23 protein-coding genes and 1 pseudogene are annotated in these 21,261 nt (G+C 68.7%); 14 read left to right on the top strand and 10 right to left on the bottom strand.

Annotated elements, in window-relative coordinates:
• Positions 1-112: 112 nt before the first annotated feature.
• The 4 genes from AB0G13_RS06050 to AB0G13_RS06035 all read right to left on the bottom strand — a co-directional run bounded on the left by AB0G13_RS06050 (position 113) and on the right by AB0G13_RS06035 (position 2,123).
• The gene (locus AB0G13_RS06050) at positions 113-274 is read right to left on the bottom strand and encodes a hypothetical protein (protein ID WP_357869578.1); all 162 of its coding nucleotides are present in this window, start codon (positions 272-274) and stop codon (positions 113-115) included.
• Positions 271-519, bottom strand: a complete 249-nt coding sequence (locus AB0G13_RS06045) for a hypothetical protein (RefSeq protein WP_357869575.1) — start codon at positions 517-519, stop codon at positions 271-273. Before AB0G13_RS06045 ends, AB0G13_RS06050 begins: the two co-directional genes overlap by 4 nt.
• Before the next feature lie 467 nt (positions 520-986).
• The gene (locus AB0G13_RS06040) at positions 987-1,226 is read right to left on the bottom strand and encodes a DUF397 domain-containing protein (protein WP_357869572.1); all 240 of its coding nucleotides are present in this window, start codon (positions 1,224-1,226) and stop codon (positions 987-989) included.
• Between the two features lie 9 nt (positions 1,227-1,235).
• Complete coding sequence (locus tag AB0G13_RS06035; RefSeq protein ID WP_357869570.1) at positions 1,236-2,123, bottom strand: helix-turn-helix transcriptional regulator; 888 nt, start codon at positions 2,121-2,123, stop codon at positions 1,236-1,238.
• A gap of 236 nt (positions 2,124-2,359) precedes the next feature.
• On the opposite strand from AB0G13_RS06035, the gene AB0G13_RS06030 reads away from it, so the two are divergent.
• Positions 2,360-2,770: a winged helix-turn-helix domain-containing protein gene (locus AB0G13_RS06030; protein WP_357869567.1), complete on the top strand. Its 411-nt coding sequence runs from the start codon at positions 2,360-2,362 to the stop codon at positions 2,768-2,770.
• Between the two features lie 556 nt (positions 2,771-3,326).
• On the opposite strand, the pseudogene AB0G13_RS06025 reads toward AB0G13_RS06030, so the two are convergent.
• Positions 3,327-3,563: pseudogene (locus AB0G13_RS06025) on the bottom strand (pilus assembly protein CpaF); the annotation flags it as partial.
• The gene (ssd, locus tag AB0G13_RS06020; RefSeq protein ID WP_357869565.1) at positions 3,560-4,663 is read right to left on the bottom strand and encodes a septum site-determining protein Ssd; all 1,104 of its coding nucleotides are present in this window, start codon (positions 4,661-4,663) and stop codon (positions 3,560-3,562) included. The gene ssd and the pseudogene AB0G13_RS06025, both read right to left, overlap by 4 nt.
• A gap of 236 nt (positions 4,664-4,899) precedes the next feature.
• On the opposite strand from ssd, the gene AB0G13_RS06015 reads away from it, so the two are divergent.
• Both AB0G13_RS06015 and AB0G13_RS06010 read left to right on the top strand, forming a co-directional pair.
• Entirely contained in the window at positions 4,900-5,280 is a 381-nt protein-coding gene (locus AB0G13_RS06015; RefSeq protein WP_357869562.1) for a VOC family protein, read from the top strand.
• Positions 5,281-6,171: 891 nt separating this feature from the next.
• On the top strand, positions 6,172-7,038 hold the full coding sequence (locus AB0G13_RS06010) for a TIR domain-containing protein (protein WP_357869559.1): 867 nt from the start codon (positions 6,172-6,174) through the stop codon (positions 7,036-7,038).
• Between the two features lie 690 nt (positions 7,039-7,728).
• Here the strand turns inward: AB0G13_RS06010 and AB0G13_RS06005 are convergent.
• On the bottom strand, positions 7,729-8,142 hold the full coding sequence (locus tag AB0G13_RS06005) for a hypothetical protein (protein WP_357869557.1): 414 nt from the start codon (positions 8,140-8,142) through the stop codon (positions 7,729-7,731).
• A gap of 629 nt (positions 8,143-8,771) precedes the next feature.
• On the opposite strand from AB0G13_RS06005, the gene AB0G13_RS06000 reads away from it, so the two are divergent.
• The 3 genes from AB0G13_RS06000 (at position 8,772) to AB0G13_RS05990 (ending at position 11,183) form a co-directional block, all read left to right on the top strand.
• Entirely contained in the window at positions 8,772-9,293 is a 522-nt protein-coding gene (locus AB0G13_RS06000; RefSeq protein ID WP_357869554.1) for a toll/interleukin-1 receptor domain-containing protein, read from the top strand.
• A 128-nt stretch (positions 9,294-9,421) separates the two neighbouring features.
• The gene (locus AB0G13_RS05995; protein WP_357869551.1) at positions 9,422-10,321 is read left to right on the top strand and encodes a DUF4231 domain-containing protein; all 900 of its coding nucleotides are present in this window, start codon (positions 9,422-9,424) and stop codon (positions 10,319-10,321) included.
• A 73-nt stretch (positions 10,322-10,394) separates the two neighbouring features.
• On the top strand, positions 10,395-11,183 hold the full coding sequence (locus AB0G13_RS05990; protein ID WP_357869548.1) for a hypothetical protein: 789 nt from the start codon (positions 10,395-10,397) through the stop codon (positions 11,181-11,183).
• Between the two features lie 596 nt (positions 11,184-11,779).
• Here AB0G13_RS05990 and AB0G13_RS05985 read toward each other — a convergent pair.
• The 3 genes from AB0G13_RS05985 to AB0G13_RS05975 form a co-directional block, all read right to left on the bottom strand.
• The gene (locus AB0G13_RS05985; RefSeq protein WP_357869545.1) at positions 11,780-12,139 is read right to left on the bottom strand and encodes a hypothetical protein; all 360 of its coding nucleotides are present in this window, start codon (positions 12,137-12,139) and stop codon (positions 11,780-11,782) included.
• A 66-nt stretch (positions 12,140-12,205) separates the two neighbouring features.
• Positions 12,206-12,751 carry a GNAT family protein gene (locus AB0G13_RS05980; RefSeq protein WP_357869542.1) on the bottom strand — a complete coding sequence of 182 codons (546 nt, stop codon included), beginning with the start codon at positions 12,749-12,751 and terminating at the stop codon, positions 12,206-12,208.
• Between the two features lie 14 nt (positions 12,752-12,765).
• Positions 12,766-14,046, bottom strand: a complete 1,281-nt coding sequence (locus AB0G13_RS05975; RefSeq protein ID WP_357869539.1) for a hypothetical protein — start codon at positions 14,044-14,046, stop codon at positions 12,766-12,768.
• 969 nt (positions 14,047-15,015) lie between these two features.
• Between AB0G13_RS05975 and AB0G13_RS05970 the strand changes: the two genes are divergently transcribed.
• The 8 genes from AB0G13_RS05970 to AB0G13_RS05935 all read left to right on the top strand — a co-directional run bounded on the left by AB0G13_RS05970 (position 15,016) and on the right by AB0G13_RS05935 (position 21,240).
• A complete protein-coding gene (locus AB0G13_RS05970; protein ID WP_357869536.1) occupies positions 15,016-15,324 on the top strand; it encodes a DivIVA domain-containing protein in 309 nt (102 codons plus the stop codon).
• Positions 15,325-15,361: 37 nt separating this feature from the next.
• Complete coding sequence (locus AB0G13_RS05965) at positions 15,362-16,093, top strand: GntR family transcriptional regulator (protein ID WP_357869533.1); 732 nt, start codon at positions 15,362-15,364, stop codon at positions 16,091-16,093.
• A gap of 103 nt (positions 16,094-16,196) precedes the next feature.
• Positions 16,197-16,634: a hypothetical protein gene (locus AB0G13_RS05960; protein ID WP_357869530.1), complete on the top strand. Its 438-nt coding sequence runs from the start codon at positions 16,197-16,199 to the stop codon at positions 16,632-16,634.
• A gap of 163 nt (positions 16,635-16,797) precedes the next feature.
• On the top strand, positions 16,798-17,025 hold the full coding sequence (locus AB0G13_RS05955; RefSeq protein WP_357869527.1) for a hypothetical protein: 228 nt from the start codon (positions 16,798-16,800) through the stop codon (positions 17,023-17,025).
• Positions 17,016-18,452, top strand: coding sequence for an FtsK/SpoIIIE domain-containing protein (locus tag AB0G13_RS05950; protein WP_357869524.1), 1,437 nt, complete (start codon positions 17,016-17,018; stop codon positions 18,450-18,452). The genes AB0G13_RS05955 and AB0G13_RS05950 overlap by 10 nt, the downstream gene beginning before the upstream one ends.
• A complete protein-coding gene (locus AB0G13_RS05945; protein ID WP_357869521.1) occupies positions 18,449-19,150 on the top strand; it encodes a DUF2637 domain-containing protein in 702 nt (233 codons plus the stop codon). The genes AB0G13_RS05950 and AB0G13_RS05945 overlap by 4 nt, the downstream gene beginning before the upstream one ends.
• A complete protein-coding gene (locus AB0G13_RS05940; protein WP_357869518.1) occupies positions 19,147-20,928 on the top strand; it encodes a replication initiator in 1,782 nt (593 codons plus the stop codon). Before AB0G13_RS05945 ends, AB0G13_RS05940 begins: the two co-directional genes overlap by 4 nt.
• An 18-nt stretch (positions 20,929-20,946) precedes the next feature.
• Positions 20,947-21,240 (top strand): helix-turn-helix domain-containing protein, encoded by a 294-nt coding sequence (locus tag AB0G13_RS05935; RefSeq protein ID WP_357869515.1) that lies wholly within the window; start codon positions 20,947-20,949, stop codon positions 21,238-21,240.
• Positions 21,241-21,261 lie beyond the last annotated feature (21 nt).

Genomic DNA, 21,261 nt, shown 5'->3' with positions numbered 1-21,261 from the left:
CACCGCCAGCCCACCTCGGCCATCGGGATCCGGCTGCCGCCGCAGGTGTGCCCGACGTTGAGGATCGTCGGCGCGCACCCGAGGCAGCGCGACGCGGTGACGTTGTCGAGGCTCACCGGCGGCCCATCTCGTCGACGAGCAGCGCGGAGAACGCCGTCGCCCACTCCCAGCAGCGCTTGCGGGTGCCGCAGCGCGGGCACCGGCCGTCGACCTGGCGGTGCTCGTCGAGGGTCCGACGCCACCGCTCGACGGTCTGGGCGGCGACCGCGCTCACGGCCGGGCGCCGGCCGCCGCGGCGAGGACGTCGACGGACACGAGCAGCTCGAAGCACCACGGCGCGGTGCAGTCGGCGGTCGGCCAGCTGCACTCCAGGCCGTGTCCGTAGACCCAGGCGTACGCCTGGTCGTGGGACTCGTGGACGCTCACGATCCGGATGTCGTGCTGCGTGTGGCCGGGGACGCCGGGGCTGGCCTGCCACTCCCCGGGGCGCACCTTCACCCGGTCGCCGGCAGTCGGCATGGGCCGCGCGGTCACCGGCTCGGCCCGTCGTAGAGGTGCGCCGCCTGGCGCTGTCGGGCGAAGGCCAGCAGCCGCTCCTTGGCCGCACGCTGGTCGTCGACGTTCCACCGCTGGCCAGCCGTTGGTGTCACCGCCGGGCGGCGACGTCGGAGCAGATTCCAGACGACCATCTTGTGCCCTCTCGTGATGAGCGGGGTGCGACGACGGCGGCGATCTACCAGGCCGCCGCCGCCGCTACCCGGGGCGCGGTGCTCGCTGACGGTGGTGCCGTCGCTCACGCCGTGCCCGGCTGGAGGATGCGACCGCGGCCGAGATGGGTGCTGGGAGTTCGCGCCATCGCATCCGCCGGAATAATTCGCTCCGGCATCTGTCACCCTGGCATCGTTCGCCCAAGGTCACAAGGGACTCACCGTCGGTAGACGCAGAAAAGGGCCGGCACCAGGTAGGTGCCGGCCCCTCGTCGAACGTCAGATGTGGTCGAACGCCCCCGACTTCGCGCCGCCGAGGAACGCGACCCACTCGGTTCGGTTGAACACCTGGATCGGTGCGTCCGGGCCAGCCTTGCTGTCGGCCAGGGCCACGTCGCCCGACCCGTCGCTGGCGGTCGAGACGTAGAGGCATCCCTCGTTGCCGCCGGACTCCGGCGACTTCATCCAGCTGGTGAACCGTGGGTCGGTGTGGTTGGTGAACTGCTGCGGGTCGGACATCGAGTCTCCTTACATCGTGGCGGCCAGCTCCCCGGCCGCCTCGCGGATGTACGCCGCGCTGTCCGCGTCAGACAGGGCGGCCTCACGCAGCCGGTAGTGCAGCTGCGCATACCCCGACACCTCGTCGGGCTCTGTGACCAGCAACGAGCGGGTCACGTTGTCGACCACGACGATCGGCGGATCGTCCATGTCGGGGTAGGTCACGTGGGCGTACGGCGCCCGCGGCGCGTACCCGGCGGCCAGCTGAGCGCCCACCGGCACGACCCGCACGCTCACCTGCTCGCCGTTCATCAGCTCCAGGAGGTGGTGCAGCTGCTCCAGCATCACCTCGGCCGGCACCGGCCGCCGACGGATCGCCTGCTCCTCCAACACGAGCTGGTACTGCACGTGGCCGGTGCCGATGGTCTGCCGCTGTCGCTCTATCCGGCCGCGCACGATGCAGTCCGGGTCGGCGACCGGCCCGTCGCCGGTCACGGCCACCACGCGGTGGCGGGCGTACTCGGCGGTCTGCACGATGCCCGGCAGCAGTAGGCCCGCGTACTCGCGGATCGTGCTGGCCCCCGCCTCGACGAGAGCGTAGGTGCGCTGTCCGTCGCCCATCCGCGTGTACGCCGGGACATCCCACCATCGGCCGGTGACTGCGTCCTCGGCGAACCCCTCGACGAGGGACCACATGTCGCTGCCGCGCGCCACATCGAGAGCGTCAAGCAGCCGCCGCACGGAGAGCAGGCCGGGCTTGCGGTGGACGTCGCCGAACGGGTTCTCCGTGCGGCTGATGACGGAGGCGGAGACGCCGCTCTTGCGGCTCAGCTCGGCGTGGTTGTAGCCGCGTTCGAGCCGTAGGGCGAGCAGTGCGGCGCCGAGCCGACGCTGCCTGGCCAACGGGTTGGGGTGCACCCTTGCCCTCCTTGCCGGTTGGAATGATGCCGGTCGGCACGGCTGAGCGTACTCAACGGAGCTGCCGTCGTCGGTGCGTCCGGATACCCTGGGCGTGCCCCTCGACGCGGGTCGGGCGGGGCGGTTCCACCCGGGGGACCCGGCCGCGTCAGCCGGGTCCCCCGGCCCGCAGGAGGGGCCCTGGGGCCCCCGGGCCCTGGTCCCCCTGCCGCAACCTCATCCGTAGCGTGCGGGCGGTGATCGATCCCCACAGTGATCGGCCGGCCTACCGTCAGCTCGCAGACGCGCTGAGGGCCCGGATCACCGCTGGCGAGTTCCGCCCCGGCGCGCTACTGCCGTCGATCCGGGCCATTGAGCAGGAGTACGGCGTCGGCCGGGAGACCGTGCGCCGGACGCTGGCCGCGTTGCGGCTCGACGGCCTGGTCGTGACCGAGCGGGGGTACGGCACCCGGGTGGTCGACGAGCAGCCCCTTGTCCAAGTGCCTGTGCCGCGGGGTGCCCGGGTGCGATCGCGGATGCCGACGGAGGCGGAGCGCGCGCAGCTCGACATCGAGCCGGGCGCGGTGGTGCCGGTGGTGGTGGTCGTTGTGGGTGGTCGGGTCCGGGGGGTGTACGCGGCCGATCGGACCGAACTGACCTTCTCATGATCGGCGATCTTGTGACGTGTCGCCGCATGTGACGCGGTTATTGCAGAACGCAACAACTTGCGGGATACGCAAATCCCACGCCGGTGCCACCCTTATGCAAGATGCATCCGGCAAGCCCCGAGAATCGACACTCAGTGATCAAGGTCGGGCCTTAGGCCGGACGGAGTAATTACGGCGCGTGGCGCATACCACGGGACACCTTAGCCCGCACGGGGACCAGTCCCGTCAGCCGTACCGCCCCAGCTCATCGGGTCTACCGTTTCGCTTCGCACGGGTGTTTCATCGGAGGCTCACTCCACACCAAGAGACCGGGGGGCCTCTCTTGTCGCACACCACCCTGCCACCTAGTCCGTCCACCGCCGGAAACGCCCTGGTCCTCGCCGCCATCGCCGCAGGAACCCTCACCGCCTGCTGGTGGATCCGCCGAGAGAGCGACCGCCTCGCCGCTGCGGTGGGCGTCCGCAACATGGTCGACCCCGAGACGGCCGCCGCCGCCCACCGCATCCACCTGCGACTCCTCGAAGGCGGTGCCCAGAAGAACTGACCCACATTTGAATACCAGCACGTCGGTGACCTCCGGGTCGGCCAGCAGCGGGGCGAGCGGACCGGCACCCACCAGGTCGTCGTGCACCTGGTCGGCCATCCGCAGCACGGCGGTGTCGCCGAGGACGGCGGCGGTGGGCTCCGCCCGTACGGCGGACACGATCGCGGCGGGGGTGACCGGGGCCGCCGCGGCCGCGATGCGCTGTCGCACCCGGGCGGCGAGAGTCTCGCCCTCGGACGGCCCGGTCATGCCGCACCCGCCGCCGGCGCGCCGGTCAGCTCGGCCACGATCCGCTGGCAGAGCGCGGCCAGCGGCCCCCGACCGTGCGCGGCCGGTGCCTCGCCCCGCTCCAGCCCACGGGCCACCGCCGGTTCCGGGCGCAGCGTGCCGGCCAGCGGCAGCCCCAGCGCCCGGGCCACCTCCGCCGCTCCGAGCCGGCCCGGGGCCGGACCGCGCACGATCACCGCCATCGCGGCGCAATGCGGGGCGGCGGCCGCCACCACCCGCGCCGCCGCGGCGGTGGCCCGCAGCTCGGCCGGGACCACCACGTAGACCTGATCCGCCGCCTGCAACGCGGTCACGGCCGCGTCGTCCAACTGCCGGGGCAGGTCCACCACCACAAAATCCCGGCCTCGCCGGGCGGCGTCGACGGTCGCCGCCATCGCCTCAGCGGGGAGGGCGAGCAGGTCGCCCCGGTCCCAGGAGAGCACCACCAGATCGCCCCGGCTCGGCAGGGCCCGCACCAGCGCCGGCGCGTCCACCCTACCGTCGGCGCCCGTCAGCGCTGGCCAGCGCAGCCCCTCCAACTGCTCCCAGCCGAGCACCAGATCGAGCCCGCCGCCGAGCGGGTCGGCGTCGACGAGCAGGGTGCGCAACCGGGCCCGGGCGGCGGTGACGGCGAGCCCGCCCGCCAGGATGCTCGCTCCGGCCCCGCCCCGCCCGCCCAGGACGGCGACGATCCGGGCGCCGCCCCGCTCGACGCCCTCCGGCCCGCACTCGGCGAACCGGTCGACCAGCCAGGGCTCGGCGGCCGGCAGCGTCGCCACGTGCTCCGCGCCGATCAGCTCGGCGACCTGCCAGCCGGGATCGAGCTCCCCGGACCGGCCGACCAGCACCATCCGTGGCCGCTGCGGCAACCGCGCACGCAGGCACGGCTGCGCCTGGTCGGCGCCGACCAGCACCAGCGGGGCGGGCAGCCAGCGGGTACGGGCCGCAGCGGGGTCGGCGGCGACCTCCACCTCGACGCCGCCCGCCGCGGCGAGCCGGAGCAGGTCGTCGAGCAGGTCGCCGTCCGAGGTGACGAGCAGCGGCAGGGGCCGGTGCGGCGGGACGGAGGTACGGGGTGGCATCGCGGCCTCCAGCGGTGGACTCGGGGTTGCTGACCCGAGACCCTGCTCCGGCGCCACGCCGGTCGCCGCCCCGTCCCCACAGCCTGTGGACAACCGCGCGCCCTGTGGACAACGCCCGCCGAGCGAGTCGATCTGCTATGGACTTCGGCGAACAGCATGGGTGCTGAGCTGCGGGAACACCCCGCCCGACCGCGACGGGGCTCCGGCAGGCTCTAAGAATCGATAGCCTGCGCTGTATGCACCGCAGTCGCGTGTACGCCGTCCTGATCGACGCTCCTCGTGCGGAGGCTGCCCGGGCGGTGGCCTTCTGGTCGGGAGCCCTGGGTGTCCCAACCGAGTCCGACCCGTCGTACCCGCAGTTCATCGGCCTGCACGACGCCCTGCCCGGGCTGGTCATCGCCGTGCAGGAGGTCGACGACGAGCCCCGATTCCACCTCGACTTCGAGACCGACGACGTCGAGGCCGAGACCGCTCGCCTGGTCGCCCTCGGCGCCACGCAGGTCGCGCAGTGGCAGGAGTGCCACGTGCTGCGCGTACCCGGCGGCCATCTGGTCTGCGTCCTGCCGGTGGAGAGCCCGCAGGAGGTCTTCGACGCCGAGGCCAAGACCTGGCCGTGACACCTGTGCCGGCTCGGAGAACCACCCGGACGTGCCAGCCGGATCAGTCGGCCGCCGCAGCCCACGAGCGACCGGAAGGGCGGGCATCGCCGTCGCGGCGTTGCACCCGAGAACGGCACCCGCTGGCAAGATTCGGGGCCGCACCGGCCCAGGGCAGGCGTCAACGAGGCTCAATCGTTATACGCCCATCCCGGGCGACTCCACCGCCGGGTCCTGGCGCCGTGGACGGCCCCGCCGCCTCCGGGCGCCGGAGTTCGTGCTGGGACAGCGCCCTGCGTGAGGTCAGGAACAACCTGTGACCTGCGTCGGAGCGCTTGCGCGGGAAAGGGACGACCCCCGTCGGGGGGAAAGTGACCTGACGTAGCGGCGAGTGTGATCAAGTGCCATACCGCGTGGTCAGACGCATCGGCCGTGCCGTCGAGCATGATCGAGTCGGACCACGCGGTACGGCGTTCGCTGACGATCCGCTGATTACGGGCGGCTGTCCGGGTTGCGCACGGCTTGCCGCGTCCTAGACCGAAATCCGGTGGCAAGCCGCGGAGCGGCGCGGCAGCCGATCGCCCCAACCTCGGCGGCCGTGGCCACTCACGCGATCGTCCACGCCGGGCGGAACGCGCCTGTCAACATTCTGACTGCCGGTAGTTAGCTACCCGGTCCGCATTGTCGTACGCTGCTCCGGCGGACAGGGCCAAGCGGTAATCCGTCGCAAAGCTATAGAGGCTCGAATCCTCTACCCGCCACCAGGGAGCAACAGACCCCCTGACCTGCGAAAACACAAGTCAGTGGCCTTCGTCGTCTCCTGCGACGGTTGGCCGCTGTTTGCCTTGTCTGACCGGCTGTCGGGCACGCAACGGGCACGGGTTGGAGTCGTCCCCGATCGGAGGCGGGATCGTGAAGATCTTCATCAGCTGGTCGAAGCCAGCCAGCAAGAGGCTCGGTAACCTCCTCCGCGAGTGGTTGCCCGACGTTCTTCAGCAGGTTGATCCTTGGATGTCGAGCGAGGACATCGACAAGGGCCAGCGGTGGCCTATCGAGGTCAGCGCGAAGCTTGGCGAGTTGGACCAAGGCATCCTCTGCGTCACGGCAGAGAACCTGCGTGAGCCCTGGCTCAACTTCGAGGCCGGGGCACTCGCCAAATCGTTGGATGATGCACGCGTGAGGCCAGTGTTGCTCGACCTCAGGCCGTCGGACGTAACCGGCCCCCTCGCACATCTTCAAATGACTGAGGCCAGCGACAAAGAGGACATGCTCCGGCTGGTCAAGTCATTAGATGACGGGTGCGCGAGCCCCGTCGGTCCGGCGCGCGTAGAACGCACCTTTGAAGCATTCTGGCCTGACTATGCTGAGAAACTAGAGGCCATTCGATCCTCTCCCAGCAAAGGGAAGACACCGAAGCAGCGGAGCGCGGAAGATCTAATGTCCGAGGTCCTGCTGCGTGTGCGCGAGCTTCAGCGCACACTCGACGGAAGTCGGCGGCGGCGGGTCGAGGAGGTCGTGCTTGGTGATGGTCGACTCGCGGCGCCAGGCTCACTCGTTGAGCACCCTCGGCTGGGACTCGCTCGCATAATCGGTGTGCTGCGGGTCATGGGGCCAGATAGCCCGATTGTCAGGCTGCTAACCGACAAGGGTGAGGAGAAAATTCCGGCCAGCGAACTGCGGCGTCCCGCGCACCCCGCGCATTCCGCTCGCTCTGATGCCGGGATACCTGAGGACACTGTTGGGAATCGAGTTGTGCTGGATGATGCGGACGCTGGTTGACCCTAATCTCCTCGTCGGGCAGTTGTAGACCTTTCAGCCTCCGCGGCTGATCTCCGAGGAGGGACCAGGTTTGAGGCGGAGCCCCGAGGTCTTCGAGTCCTTGGTTGTCCCCAAGCGTGGCCGGCCTGCCCGGCCGATGCCGGCCGGAGGCCGCCAGCAGGCTGGGTCGGCCGGCGCGGCCCGCTTTGCGGGCCGCCTTGATCCTTAAGAGACTGTTTCGGCAATGGTGGGCTCAGCCTCATCAAGGCGCACGCATTACGAGTCGGTCGCAGGCTGCTCGTCGGCGTAGTCCTGGCTCTCGTCCACCTGTGCCCACAATCGCCGCTGGTCGCCGGTTTGGCTGCTCCGTTGGCTGCTCGCTGCGGCACACGCGGTTTAGGAATTCTCGAAGCTGTCATTTCGGCGGCCCTGCCACCTGCCGTTGCTGCTGGGCAGACACCTCAGCCGCCGTCAGATCTTGACCGTCGTTGCCCGTCTGCTACCGCAGGATCGGGCACGCCACGTCCTCGGCGCAAGGTCTGGGCGGCGCGCTCGCCCTCGGCGTGGCGCTCTAGGATATCCGAACCCCTTGACCCCCAGGCAACCAACACGGCTCATTGACCTGTGTCGCCGAGTGCAGCTAACTGCGTGGCTAGTCCGCAAAGGTCCGTGGACGTCCACTGGCGCACGTGCTGATCGTCACCCAGTTAGTCACTCACGACTGCGAGGCCGCTGGGACTCCGCCATCACGTACAGCCGCCAAGCGACCTCGTTGATCGAGCGAAGCCATCGCCGGCCCACTGCGCCGGGTTCGGAGGGCGACAGCTCCGCACTGGCGACCCGGTCCATCATCACGCATAGCTTCCCGTGCTTCTCTACGTCGAAGAACATGAGACAATAGGCCGAGAGCCGTAGCACTTCATTCCAGCTGTTTCGCTCCCGGAGCATGCGCGGCCAGATATCGAGCTTCTCCATGATGTAGAACTCGTCCGACCACGCTCTCGGGTGAGCGCGAGCGTAGTCCGCCCAGAACTCACTTCGGCCGGTGTGGCGAACTGACGGCGCCATAGCAAGCAGGTCGAGTAGTAGTCGAACGTCCGGATGGTCAAGCGGGGTTCCGTCCATCAGACCAACCTATCGATGGGTCGGGCCATCGCCGGTCAAGCCGGGCCTGTCGTAAGTCGGACAGCCAACACTCGCTGTAAGTTCTCGCGCTCCTGCGGCGAGGGTCTGTCCACGACTGCGGGCTCGGGCGGCTGTCCGCGCTCGCTGCCTCCGCACAAGGTTTAGGAAGGGTATAGCGCCCCCACCACACGGGTCTTCTACCAGGACAAACGCACGACACCTTTCCATCGGCAACCTCGCTCATTCCGCGCATGTTCTGGATCTTGCGCGTTCAACTGTCAATTACTCACCGTGCTTGATACAAGCGGTTGATGCCATGGGCTCGCACCGGTGCTGCTCGTTCGGGTTACGCGGGTGACGGCGGGCGAGGGTGCATAGGCCGATTTGGTTCGGTGAGGATCTATCATGTGGCGATGAGTCTATGTACGGCCCCGGTTCGGGGCCATCGGACAGCCAGCGCAGCCGCGGCGTGCCCTGCGTGTAGCAGCCGACGCTATGGCTACTCCCCGCCCCGGCCCTACCCGCAGCCGGATTACACACCGCCGAGCAGGAGCGGGGGCGGCGCGAGCAGTGGGGGCGGGTCCATCAGCGGCAGAACGCGGCCGCGTTGGTCGCCGAGTACCTCCTCCGTGACCTACACGCCTGCCGAGGTGCGGGCACTGACCCCCGTTCGCCGCACCGTCGAGTTGCGCGCGCGTCAGGAACCAGACCTTTGCGACGTCTTCCTCTGCCACGCATGGGATGACCGGCGCGGTGCTGCTACGGAATTGCACAACCTGCTGGCAGCAAAGGGCGTGTCGGTCTGGTTCAGCGAGAAGGACATTGTGCTCGGCCAACCGTTCATGCGGGAAATCGACAGAGGTCTGGCGAAGTCGCGTACGGGTCTCGTCCTAGTCACCCCTGCGCTACTGAAACGCGTCGACAGCCGGGGCGTCTCTGACAAGGAGCTCTCGGAGCTCCTTCAACGTGACCTGCTGATCCCTGTCGTGCACGAGACAACCTACGACGAACTCCGGAAGGTTAGCCCCTTGCTTGCCTCCCGAAACGGGTTGAACACGGCGGACGATTCTATGGCAGACATTGCCACCAAGATCGCCGAGCTGGTCGCCGTAGAGGACGACCTGACCGCGCCGCTCACATCGGCGAACTAGGCGTCCGGCGGCGTGGCCGGGCGTCGCTCCACGTCGCCGGCGCCAAGCTCACCGCTGTCGGAAACCCTACTCAAAGCTCGACGTCCGTTGCTCCTTCTTGCTGGACTTGATCAACTGAGTGGACCGCGATGACTGTAGAAAAATCCTTTCCAAACCTACTCGATCAGGCAGAACGAATGTCGAGCAAGGGTCAGCAGTCATACATGCGTCTCACCTATTCGGGTCTTGTTGCAGCACTCTTGGCCTCGATCGGCGGTGCGATCAACATCGACCGGAAGTTCGGTGACGACGTTGTCGATCTAGGGGGCGCGCTCGCGGGCCTGGCATTTCTTGTGGGCATTTTCCTGGCCTACTACCTTCTTAGCACCAAGCCCGAGCGGGCATGGTATGAGGGCAGAGCTGCGGCGGAGTCCATCAAGACCATGTCCTGGCAGTACTGCGTCGCCGGTGGCGCTTTTGGCTACAATACTCCTGCGCCTGCCGATAGGTTGTTCCTCGACCGTCTCAAAGAGACAGATCGGACGGCGAGAGCCGCCCAGCTCACCCTAACTGGCGTAGGCAGTCAAATCACCAGCGAAATGCGATCCCTCCGGGCTGCACCACTTGCGGATCGTATGGCGCGATACCGCACTGATAGATTAGAGAACCAAAATAGATGGTACGCAAACAAATCGGCGTACAACCGTCGGCAGGCCCGCTTTTGGTTCGGCATTGCCATCACCTTGCAAGCAACTGGCCTAGTGTTTGCCACACTTAAGACCTTCGACGTTGTGGACATCGATTTGCTCGGCATAGTTGCCACTGCTGCTGCAGGCGCGAGTGCTTGGCTGCAAACGAGAGATCACCAAAACCTCGCCGAGTCTTACGCTGTCACTTCTCGCGATTTGTCGCTAGTACTGACTAAAGCTGACTCGATGCCGCAAGGGGCAACAGAAGAGGAATGGCGAATATTCGTAGGGGATGCCGAACATGCAATCTCGCGCGAACATACGCTATGGCTTGCTCACCGCAGTGCTTCGAGTTCATGAGGATCGACTCTAGATAAGCGTTCGGCTTAGATGGTGATCAAGCTACAAGAATCCACAAGGTCAGGTCGAATTCATGGCTGAACCACCCGGCAGCATTCCTAAGAGCTGCTTCATGATTGCTCCAATTGGTCAACCGACGAGCGACACGCGAAAGCGCAGCGACCAAGTCCTCAAGCACATTGTCCGGCCTGTCGTCGAGGGATTTGGCTACACGGTCGACCGAGCTGACGATATAGATCACTCGGGTCAGATCACGAGCCAGGTGATTAACAGGATTGCGGATGACGATTTGATCGTGGCCGACTTGACCGACCTAAATCCCAACGTGTTTTACGAGCTGGCCCTTCGACATGCCCTCAAGAAGCCGTTCGTACAGATCGCCGAGATTGGCACGATACTTCCCTTCGATCTGCAAAATCAGCGCACAATCCTCTTCGACCATCACGACTTGGACAGCGTGGCAGAGGCACGTGAGCGGATTTCCAATTCGATTACTGCCCTAGAGGCCGGCTCTCCCGTTGAAACGCCCATGTCTTTCGCTGTTGGCCTTCAGGATCTACGTGGATCCGCCGACCCGGAAGAGCAAGGAATTGCTCAGGTTGTCGAGACGGTCGGACGCCTTGAGTCGATGCTCATGAAGGAGTTTAGGGGCAGCCGCGCTCCGGCGCCTCACCTTCAGGACCTTCAAACGATGCGGAGGTTCATTGAAGGTCTTGCCAAGCAAGGCCGATTGCTGCCATCGGATGAATTCGATCTAGCCTCCGTTGGCACGAGCAAGGCATTCGATGCGTGGCTCAAAACTCTGGTCTTCTCGGTGCCGTCACAGCAGAAGAACCTCTTTGATGAAGACCCGCCTTTCTGATCGATCGTCGTCCCGTCTGCCGTCGACCCGCCCTCGTAGGGAGCGGGCCGCCGCCGGCCCGCCTGTCAAGCGAACCTTGACGGCTCGTACGGACGCTGGCGGGTCGGGCGGCGGTCTGCTCGGCTTGCCCGGGTCGATGGCAGGCGGGATGGCCTACCGCAACCACCCCCGGACCGCGACGCGCCGGCGGTGCCCCGGCCATCCTGGAGCCGGAGCGCCCCCGCCGGAGGCGCAGTAGCCGCAACCCCGCGACCGCCGCCAGCTCGCCGACGCGGCCGGCGTGACCTCCCCTACGCCCGCGCGGGCTCGTGGCCGCGCGGCCCGGCCGGCTGCCGGGCCCACCCCTGACCGGTCACGGTCTGTCGTTCTGCGGCGGCCCTCCGGGGTTCGCGCTCTCCGCGCCAGCCGCCGGGCGTCAGGCGTGACGGCCGTAGAGCGACAGCAGACGCCGACGTACCTGCCCTCGCCGAACGGGTCGGCAGCTGCCGGCGCGCGCCCAGGCGGCGGCGCGTGCGGCCCGTTCAGGGCTACCTTGAAGAGGTACAGAGACCCCCTACGGTCGGCGCTATCCGCACGTGTCGGTCTCAGGACGGACGCTATCCGCACACCTGACGAAGTCGTTCGACCGCGACGAAGATTTGCTGCTCGGAACCAGGCCGGCTCGGCCGCCACTCAGCGAGTACGGGCCAGACGGCGTCAACGAGTCTGGCGAGGTCTTCCGCAGTGGTCGGCTGGGGCAGCGCGTCAAGCACGGCAACCGCGTCCACGGTTGCCTGATGTCGGTGCGCGTTCGTCGGTGTGTTTAGCCAACCGGGCGTGTTCCGCCACTCATGCACGCGCTCGTACACCTCGGCTGCGGCGGCTCGGATCAGGGCCGCTTGCTGGCGGGGTGCGAGCCCTGTGCGGGTGTAGGGAGGATCGGCGGGTTCCTGCGGCGGCGTGTCGGCGTCGCGCATGGCGGCGATCGTACCGGCGCCATGATCAGAGCGGTTCGTGCGCGTGCGGACGACCAAGTCGGGCGATTAGCCGGCGGCGCTGGTCCACTCCAGGGTGAGGATGGAGTAGAGCAGGGAGTCGCGCCAGGCGTTGTTGGTGTAGACGTGGTCGCGGAGCCGGCCTTCGTACTGCATGCCGAGCCGCTTGGCGACGGCGATCGAGGCGGCGTTGTCGGGGCCGATGGCGGCGGTGATGCGGTGAAGTTTGAGCTCACGGAAGCCGTAGTCGACGATGGTGCGGGCGGCGTCGGTGGCGTAGCCGTGGCCCCAGTGGTCGGCGCCGATGGCGTAGCCGAGCTTGGCGGCCTGGTGGCCGGTGAGTCCAAGGCGCGCGAAGCCGATCATCCGGTCGGAGGTGTCGGCGACGGCTAGGTAGTACTCGGTGCGCGGGGTGAGCTGCGCCCGCGCGACGGCTCCTTCAACCATGGCGACGGTGGCAGCTTGGTCCCGGCTGTCGAAGGAGAGCCACTGGGTTACTCGGTCGTCGCCGACGATCGCCAAAGCGTCGGCCGCGTCATCGGGTCGCAGTTCGCGGAGGGTGATGACGCGGCCGGGGATGGTGATCGGGTACATGTGCTGATGGTGCCTTATCGAGGCAGGGCGTTGGCCGGGGTGTGGGTGAAGTGCTCGATGCCGTCGATGAGTTCGCGGGCGTCGTTGGCGCGGCCGGCGCGGGTGATCGCCTGGTGGACGCGACGCACCGAGTGCATGATGCCGTTGATGCGCTGCTCGGCGGGAAGGTCGAGCACCGGGGCCAGGGCGTCGGCCGCGGCGTCGACTTCGCCGTTGGTGATGCGGGCGATGGCGAGGTTGGTGTGGGAGCCGGCCTGGTCGCCGAAGGCCCATGCGGGGTCGTAGCGGTCGGAGTATGCCTGGACGGCGCGCAGGGCGTAGTGCTCGGTGGCTGCGGCTTCGTCGGGAAGCCAGGCGAGGGCGTCGCTGGCGTAGTAGAGGGTGCGGGGTTGGTTGAAGGTGCAGATGCCGCCCATTTCGTCCATCTCGTCCGGGCGTACGCGCGACCAGGTGTCTTCGGCTTCGGTGATGGCGGCCTTGGCTTGTTCGGCATTGCCGAGGGCGGCGTAGGCGCGGGCGGCGCTGACGGGTAGCCAGACGGCGGAGGTGCCGCCGGCCTGGGTGGCGTACTCGCGGCCGGCTTCTGCGTAGCGGACGGCCTCGGCGTACCTGCCCGCCCAATAGGCGACCAGCGATTGAAGTCCACGCAGCCACGCTTGCAGGCCGGGGTGCCCGGCCTGGTCGGCGCAAAGGACGGCGGTGCGGGCTTGCAGCATGGCGGAGTGCGGGTCGGCCATGTCGTGGGAGACCTTGGCGAGTAGGCCGCTGGTGATGCCGGCGAGGAAGTGCAGGTCGCGCGACTGTGTGGGTTGCTGGCGGCGTTCGAGCAGGGTGAACAGGGTGTCTTGCGTCTCGACCAGGTCCGGGAGGATCTGGCTGACGGGGCGCTGCGGGTAGGCCAGGGCGAGGCGCTGCACATCCTCGGCGAGTTGGTCGATGGCGGCCGGCGAGGTGGCTTCGGCGGCGAGCATGGCGTACTGGCGGGCGCGTTGTGCGGCCATGGCGAGGAGGTTCCTTTCCGGGCCGGCGCCGGTGAGTTCGACAGCGAACTCTGGCCCCGGCGCAGGGGTCAACTGGTGGGGAGCCCAAGGGCGCTGCAACTCGTCGACTGGCTTGCCGAACATGGCCTGCAACGCGCGCCGGGTGGCGGGGGTCGATGAGGCCAGGTCCCGTTCACCGCGCGCCAGCCGCCCGAGGTGCCTCGCGCTGATCGCCGCGCGCGGGTCCATGCGGGAGAACTCGTCGGCCAACTCCTCGTACGTGCGGTCGCTCTGCTGGATGAGGTGCTCCAGCACGGTGCGAGGTTCGCGGCGTTCTCGGGCCATCGTCGATGCCTTTCTGATGGGCTGTCTCCACGCTCGCCGGTGTGAGGTCCTGAACTCAATGCAGGTCCTCATGGTGTCCGCTCGATGTCCGCCAGAGGTGCTGATTCGGTCCTCGATCGGTCTTCTGAACCGGGTGTTGTATCTCCACCATGGACACGTCACCCACCGCAATTGTGCACGTACAAGCCGCTGACGTGTGCGGGCCGAACCGGCGAAAGGCGGTGCGGCAGCACGGGGGCCCGGGTGTCAGCGCGGTCGCGGGTGGCGGCGGCCGGGTCCTTCGCTGCGTGGACGGAGCACGCCCGCAGTCGGGACCGCGTCTGGTGCCGACGGCCGCGGTTGCCTGCCCTGCCTGTGAAGGGCGGGGTTGGAAGATGGCGAGCCCTCGACGCTCCCTACGGGTGCCCAGCGATCCGACCCGGTTGCAGCGGCGGGACTGCCCGGATTGCACCGGCACCGGGAGGCAGGCGCGGCCTGCGGTGGTGGCGGTTGCCGTAGGGCTCGCGTCCTGAGCAGGGCACCGGGGCGGGTGCCGGCAGGCCATCGCGGTGTCGGCCCGTGGCCAAAGCCCGCCCGCCTCGGTGCCCATCCACCCATGGAGGCGAGGGCTGATGAAACCGAAGCCTGGCGACGTGGTCCGTGTGGGCGGCAGGGCGTCGGTGCAGTTCGGTGGGGATCGGGCTTTGGTCTTCCGCGTGATCAAGGTCTGCGACAAGCCGACGTACCACGGGTGGGTCTGGTTGACCGGCTACGTCCTCGACCGTGCCGGTAAGGCCGTGGACCGCCGAGAGATCTACGTGCAGCACGACGGCCTACGGCTGATTGGCGCCGTCGCAACAGCGGACGCACAGCGCCTTGCGCAACCTACGAGCCAAGCGGAGCGGCAGAGGCCGCGCAGGACGGCAAGAACGACGGTCTGAACGTTGACAGGAGGCTACGGTGACCACCTTCGCCGTGGGAGTGTTCCGGGCGGCATCACGACTGGCACGGCTGCACCCGGATCAGGTGAGGCGCTTCCGGTTCCGGCGTGCCCGGATCGGGCGGCGTGGACTCGACGAAGATCAGGTTTACGCGTTCGTCCGGGCGGTCGTCGACGATCTGACCGCCAGGGAGGCGGCGGAAGCGAGCCTCCGCGACGAGAACGCGCGACTGAAGCGCGCGCTACGTGACTGGCGAAGCAGCGTTGCACGTAGTGCTGCCCGGCAGGTCAATGCGGGCCGATGGACAGAACCTGAGCAGCGCAGATAGCCTGTTGACAAGCTGAGTTGTCGTCTGGGGTGAAACGGTGCCGATCGAAGTTGCGCCGCCGAAGTACGTGGTGATCGTCAACGCGGTGCAACAACGCATCCAGGACGGCACCTACCCGCCAGGCTCGATGCTGCCCAGCGAAACGGAACTGATCCGCGAATTCGGCGCGTCCCGACCCGTCGTCGTCAGAGCCCTTGATTTGTTACGGCAGGACGGCTGGATCGACAGCCGGCAGGGCAAGGGCCGCTTCGTCCTGGGGCGGCCCGCCGGCGCCACTCATCGGGAGCGTGAACGCCGGTACGGGGTGCTGGAAGACGACGAGCGGGCCGGCTCCACCCTGCTCGCCGCCGGGGAGGTATCTGCTCCGCCCCGAGCCGCGGCAGCCCTGGGCCTGGAACCGGGCACGCTGGTGGTCGCTCGTCGCCGTCTGATCGCTATCGACGGCCTCGGCCCGGTCGAACTTGGTACCGCCTTCCTGCCCGCCGATTTCGCCGCTGGTACGGGCGTGGCCGGCCCGAATGCCCTACCCGAAGGTCTGCTTCGGCATGTGGCGGCCCGCAAGCGGGTTCGGTTCGATCACGTCACTGAACGGATCTCGGCTCGTCTGCCCGACGACCAAGAGGCGCAGCTCTTGCAGATCGCCGCCGACGATCCCGTACTCACGGTGCTCCTGTCTGTCTGCGACCGGACCGGAAAGCCGCTGCTAGCCGTAGATCTCTTGCTGCCTGCCCGCCGGCACGATCTCGAAGACGTTTATCCGCTCGACTGATCTAGACAGATACATCACTTGACAAGTTAAGTTGCCGGCACCTATCTTTGGTCCCACTTAACAAGTCAACTGGTTGAGTTGACTGGACGTTGGAGGTCGTCTGATGGTTCCGATGACGTTGAAGGTGCCGGTCCCGTCCGAGTACGTGTTCCCCGCCGGGGCTCTCTGCCTCGGGGTGTCGCCGCAGATCGATTTTGAGCGGCGTGGTGAGGCGGATAACCAGGCGCGGGACAAGGAGTCCGGGGAGCGGGTCTGGGTGGTGCGGGTGATGGACCTGGACCCGGAGGCCGGGAAGTTCGGTCGGTCGACCGAGGTGAAGGTGAAGGTGGTCGCGCCGCAGCAGCCGGTGCCGCCGCCGTCGACGGTGCCGGGTTATCCGCCGGCGGTGGAGTTCGAAGGCTTGACCCTGACCCCGTATGTGGATTCGCAGCGGTGCAAGCCGGGCCGCTCGTCGGGTGACTGCCGCTCCCGCATGGCGTACTCGCTGCGGGCCACCGCGATCCGCCCAGCGTCGACCGTTCCCGGCTCGGTGGCGGCCTGACTGGTCGCTGTTTGGCGCGCGGGGCGGGTCGTTTCCCCGCCAAGAGTCCCGGCCCGTCCCGCGCTCTCCATCCCTCACGTGTGAAGGAGGGCGTGATGCCCACCGTAGTTCCCCCTGCCCTGCCCTGCCCCGTGGGCCGCTGCTCGTCGGGGTGGTGGTCCTGATGTCCCGTACCCGTCTGGCCGGCCTACGCCACGCCTACCGGGAGGCGGAAGCGGCCCTCCGGTCGGCGCTGCGGTTGCCGCCGGCTTCGGCGCGGGTGTGCGCGATCCGCTGCCCCCGCTGCGAGCAGTGGGTGAAGCCGCGCCGCTTCGACCTGCGTCGCATGTCCTGCCGCTCCTGCATCGCCACCCTGGCCCGTCCCGGCAGGGGTGGTGACCTGTGCCTCTGATCAACATCATCCCGGGCGACAAGATCCCCGTCGCGCCGATGAACGTGCGCCTTCCGGCGTGGCGGGTTCCGGGCTGGCTGCTGATGTTCTGGTGGCTGGCCCGGGGCCTGTTCCGCCTCACCTTGCTGGCGGTGCGGTACTGGTGGCTCACCGCCCCCACCATGGCCGCTCTGTGGGTGCGGGCCGAGTATGGCGGCCGGGTCCTGGCCGTCGTCGTCCTGGCGGTCGCCGTCGGGTGTGTCGCCTGGTGGCGGTGGCACCCGTCGTCGTGGCTGCGCTTCGGCTTGTACCCGGTCGTCAGCCGCGTCCGGGCCCTGATGGTCTACCGGCGGCGGTGGGCGTCGGTCATGGCGACGTGTGGGCTGGCGACGGCGTTCGCCGGTGACCGGTACGTGCCGCAACTGCTGCGGGTGCGCTGTGACCGGTACGGCGATGAGGTGACGGTGCGGATGCTGCCCGGTCAGATCCCGGACGACTGGGGGCAGGCCGCGGAACGCCTCGCCTACGCCTTCCGCCTCCGTCAGGGTCAGGCCCGGTCGACGGACCGAGCGGATCAGATCGTGCTGCGGTTCCTGCGTCGTGACCCTCTCGCCGCTGTCGTCGGTCCGCTGCCGGTGCCGGTGGTGCCTGAGCTGGGCGGGCTAGCGCTCGGTGTGTGCGAGGACGGGCAGCTCTATGGGCTGCGCTTGACCGGCTCGCATGTGTTGATCGCGGGGGCGACGGGCTCGGGCAAGGGCTCGGTGCTGTGGTCACTGATCCGCGCACTGGCCGGCGGCATCCGGTCGGGGTTGGTGGAGCTGTGGGCGTTCGATCCCAAGGGCGGGATGGAATTGGCGGCCGGGGTGCCGCTGTTCGCCCGGTTCTCCTACGACGACCCCGACGGCATGGCCGGCGTCCTGGAAGAGGCCGTCAAGCGGATGCGGCTGCGGGCGGCCCGCCTGCGTGGGGTCGCCCGCCAGCACACGCCGACGCCGGATGAGCCGCTGATCGTCCTGGTGGTCGACGAGCTGGCGGCGTTGACGGCGTACATCACCGATCGGAAGGTCCGCGATCGGATCAAGGAAGCCCTCGGCCTACTCCTGTCCCAGGGCCGCGCGGTCGGCGTGCACGTGGTCGCCGCACTTCAAGACCCACGCAAGGACGTACTGCCCTTCCGGGACCTGTTCCCGACCCGCATCGGGCTGCGGCTCACCGAGCCGGAGCAGGTGGACATGGTCCTCGGCGATGGGGCCCGCGACCGGGGCGCGCTGTGCGATCGCATCCCCGAATCGACACCCGGTGTGGGGTTCGTCGTCCTCGACGGCGTCCGCGAACCCGTCCGGGTCCGGTTCTCCTACCTCACCGACGACGACATCCGCCAACTCGGCCGCACCTACCGGCGGCTCTGCGACGACACCGACAACGACGAGCAGGAGGTGACCCGGTGAAGGCCAACGCGGATCGGGTGGAGGGCGTGGTCCTGGTGCTCATCGTCCTCACCGTGGGCGGGCTGGCCGGGGCGGCGTCGTTCACCCACGTCCACGACTGGACCATGGCCAACTCCCCGACCGGTACCGGGGACTGGTTCGGCTGGGCCAACGCCGCCATCTCCGAACTCCTCCCCTTGGCGGCGCTGCTGACGATCAGGCGGCGGCGCCGCACCGGCGGGTCGGTCGGGTACCCGATGTTCCTCCTCGTCTGCGCCGTCGCCCTGTCCCTGTCGGCGCAGCTCGCCGTGGCCAAGCCGGGCGTGTCCGGGTGGCTGCTGTCGGCCGTGCCGGCGCTGGCGTTCCTCGGCCTGTCCAAGCTCATCTTCTCCACCACCCCCGCCGCCCCGGCGGCGGTGCCCGTCGACAAGCAGGCAGACGCCGACGGCTGGGGCGACGTGCCGCCCGGCTACGACCCGACTGAGGAACGGCCGCCCGTCGACGTCGCCGACGAGGACCGAGCGGTGACCTTCGCCGTCGTCGACGAGGGCCAGGCGGTCAACGCCGCCGTGAAGGCCACCGACGAGCAGCCTCGACCGGCGGCTCTCCGCTCGGTTCCCGTGGTGCCGGTGGAGCGGCGGCCGGGACTGGTGCCCGTGCCGGCGGCGGCGTTCGCGCCTCGCAACGGCAGCGTCTTCGGCGGGGAGCGTGACCGGTGAGCCAACTCGAACTCCTCCCCACGACTCCCGTCGAGCAGCCCCGGCCGGGGTCGCGGGCGGACCGGATGCGCAAGCCCCTGGCCAAAGACGCGCTCAAGCAGCTCGCCGAACAGAACGGCGTGTGCGTCCGCCCTCTCGCCCTGCGGCGCACCGACACTGCCACCGGTCTGACCGAGGTGGTGGAGGTGCCCTGCGGGGCGACCCTCGCGGCGAAGTGCAAGCCGTGCGCGGAGCGGGGTCGGCGGCTGCGTATCCAACAGATCCGCGAGGGCTGGCACCTCGCCGACGAACCCGCCGTCCGCCCCGACCAACCCGGTGAAGACGTCCTCGCCCTCGTGCGGGTCCGGGCACACCTGGAGTTCGAACGCGAAGCAGCGCAGTACCAGCCGATGACCCCCGACGAGCGGGCCGCTCAACTGGCCGAAATAGACGCTGCCATCGCGGAGCTGGATGAAGCGCTCGCCGAAACCAGCCTGCGCGGCCACCTGACCCCGAAAGAGCGTGACGAGCGGCCCCGGCGCAAGCGGTCGACCCGGCGGCGGCAAGATTCGCCCGACCTGCCACGCCTGCCGGTCGACCCGCGCACGGTCGGCCGCGCCTACTCGGGCAAGGCGGGCAAGACGCACCGGCCGTCGATGCTCATCACGCTCACCCTGGGCTCGCACGGGCCGGTGCACTCCCACCTGCGGCGCGGCGCCTACGTCGCCCCGTGCGAGTGCGGCCAACGGCACGGCCCGTATGACGACGTGCTCGGCACCCCCGTCGACCCGACCAGCTACGACTACCGGCGGGCCGCCCTCGACTCGATCCACTTCGCGCGGGTCCTCGACCGGTGGTGGCAGAACGTCCGCCGCGCCGCCGGCTGGAACGTCCAGTACGCGGGCGCGGTCGAGCTGCAACGACGGCTCGCCCCACACGCTCACTTCGCCATCCGCGGCACCCTGCCCCGCCGGCTGCTCAAGCAGATCGCGGCGGCCACCTACCACCAGGTGTGGTGGCCGCCCTTCGATGAGCTGGCCTACCCGGTCGACAAACCTCCGGTCTGGGACGTCGACCGACAGACGTACGTCGACCCCAAGACGCGCGAGTCGCTGCCCACCTGGGGTGAAGCCCTCGACGCCCTGGAGGAGCCCGACAGCCGGCCCGCCTACGTGGCCCGGCTCGGGCGTATCGACGCCCGGGGCATCGAGCAGGGAACCAAGGACGCCGAACGGTCGATTCGCTACGTGACCAAGTACGTCACCAAGGACCTGACCGACCAGGCCAAGCCGCGCTCCGACGCGCAGAAGGCGCACTTCGACCGTCTCCACGCGGAACTGGCCGTACTGCCCTGCTCACCGACGTGCGCCAACTGGCTGCTGTACGGCGTCCAGCCAGACGGGGTCAAGGCGGGCTTGACCCCCGGACGGTGCACCGGGAAGGTCCACCAACGCTCCACCCTCGGCTTCACCGGCCGGCGGGTGCTCGTCTCCCGGCAGTGGTCCGGCAAGACCCTCGCCGACCACCGTGCCGACAACCGGTCCTGGGTGCGCGCCATCCTCGCTGGCGGCATGGCCGACACCGAAGAGCACGACCAGGCGGCCGACGAGGCGGACGGGTCGAAGCGGTACCGGTTCGAACTCGCCCGCCCGGAAGACCCGGACGTGCCCCCGCTGGAACACCGGCTCCTGCGGGCGATATCCGCCCGCATCCGTTGGCGCTCTGACCTCGACACCGCCCGGATACGAACAGCCGCCGCCGTTTCGGCAACCCATCAACCTGCCGCGTTCGCGGCCTGAACCTCTGGGGAGGAAATCTTGTCCATCGTCGTGCCGTTCGCGCCTCGGCAGGCCGGGCCTCGTGCTGGCGAAGTCGCCCCGGGCGACTGCCCGCCGCAGCCGGTCCGGGCCGTCTACACGGTCAAGGAAGTGGCCGCGCTGCTGTCCCTGTCGGTCAGCTCGGCCTATGCGCTGGTCCGGGCGGGGCAGATCCCCGCCGAGCGGCTGGGGCGGCGCTGGGTGGTGCCGCGTAGCCGTTTCCACGCCTGGCTGGACGGTGCCTCCGGTCAGCTTTCGGCAACGGGTACCGACGCGCCGCGCGGGGGCTGGTGATCGTGGGCTTCGTGAGCAAAG

The organism is Micromonospora sp. NPDC023633, from assembly GCF_040640035.1.
Classification (GTDB): Bacteria; Actinomycetota; Actinomycetes; order Mycobacteriales; family Micromonosporaceae; genus Micromonospora.
The sequence above is the reverse complement of the archived record's forward strand: the minus strand, read 5'-3'. Positions and strand labels throughout refer to the sequence as shown.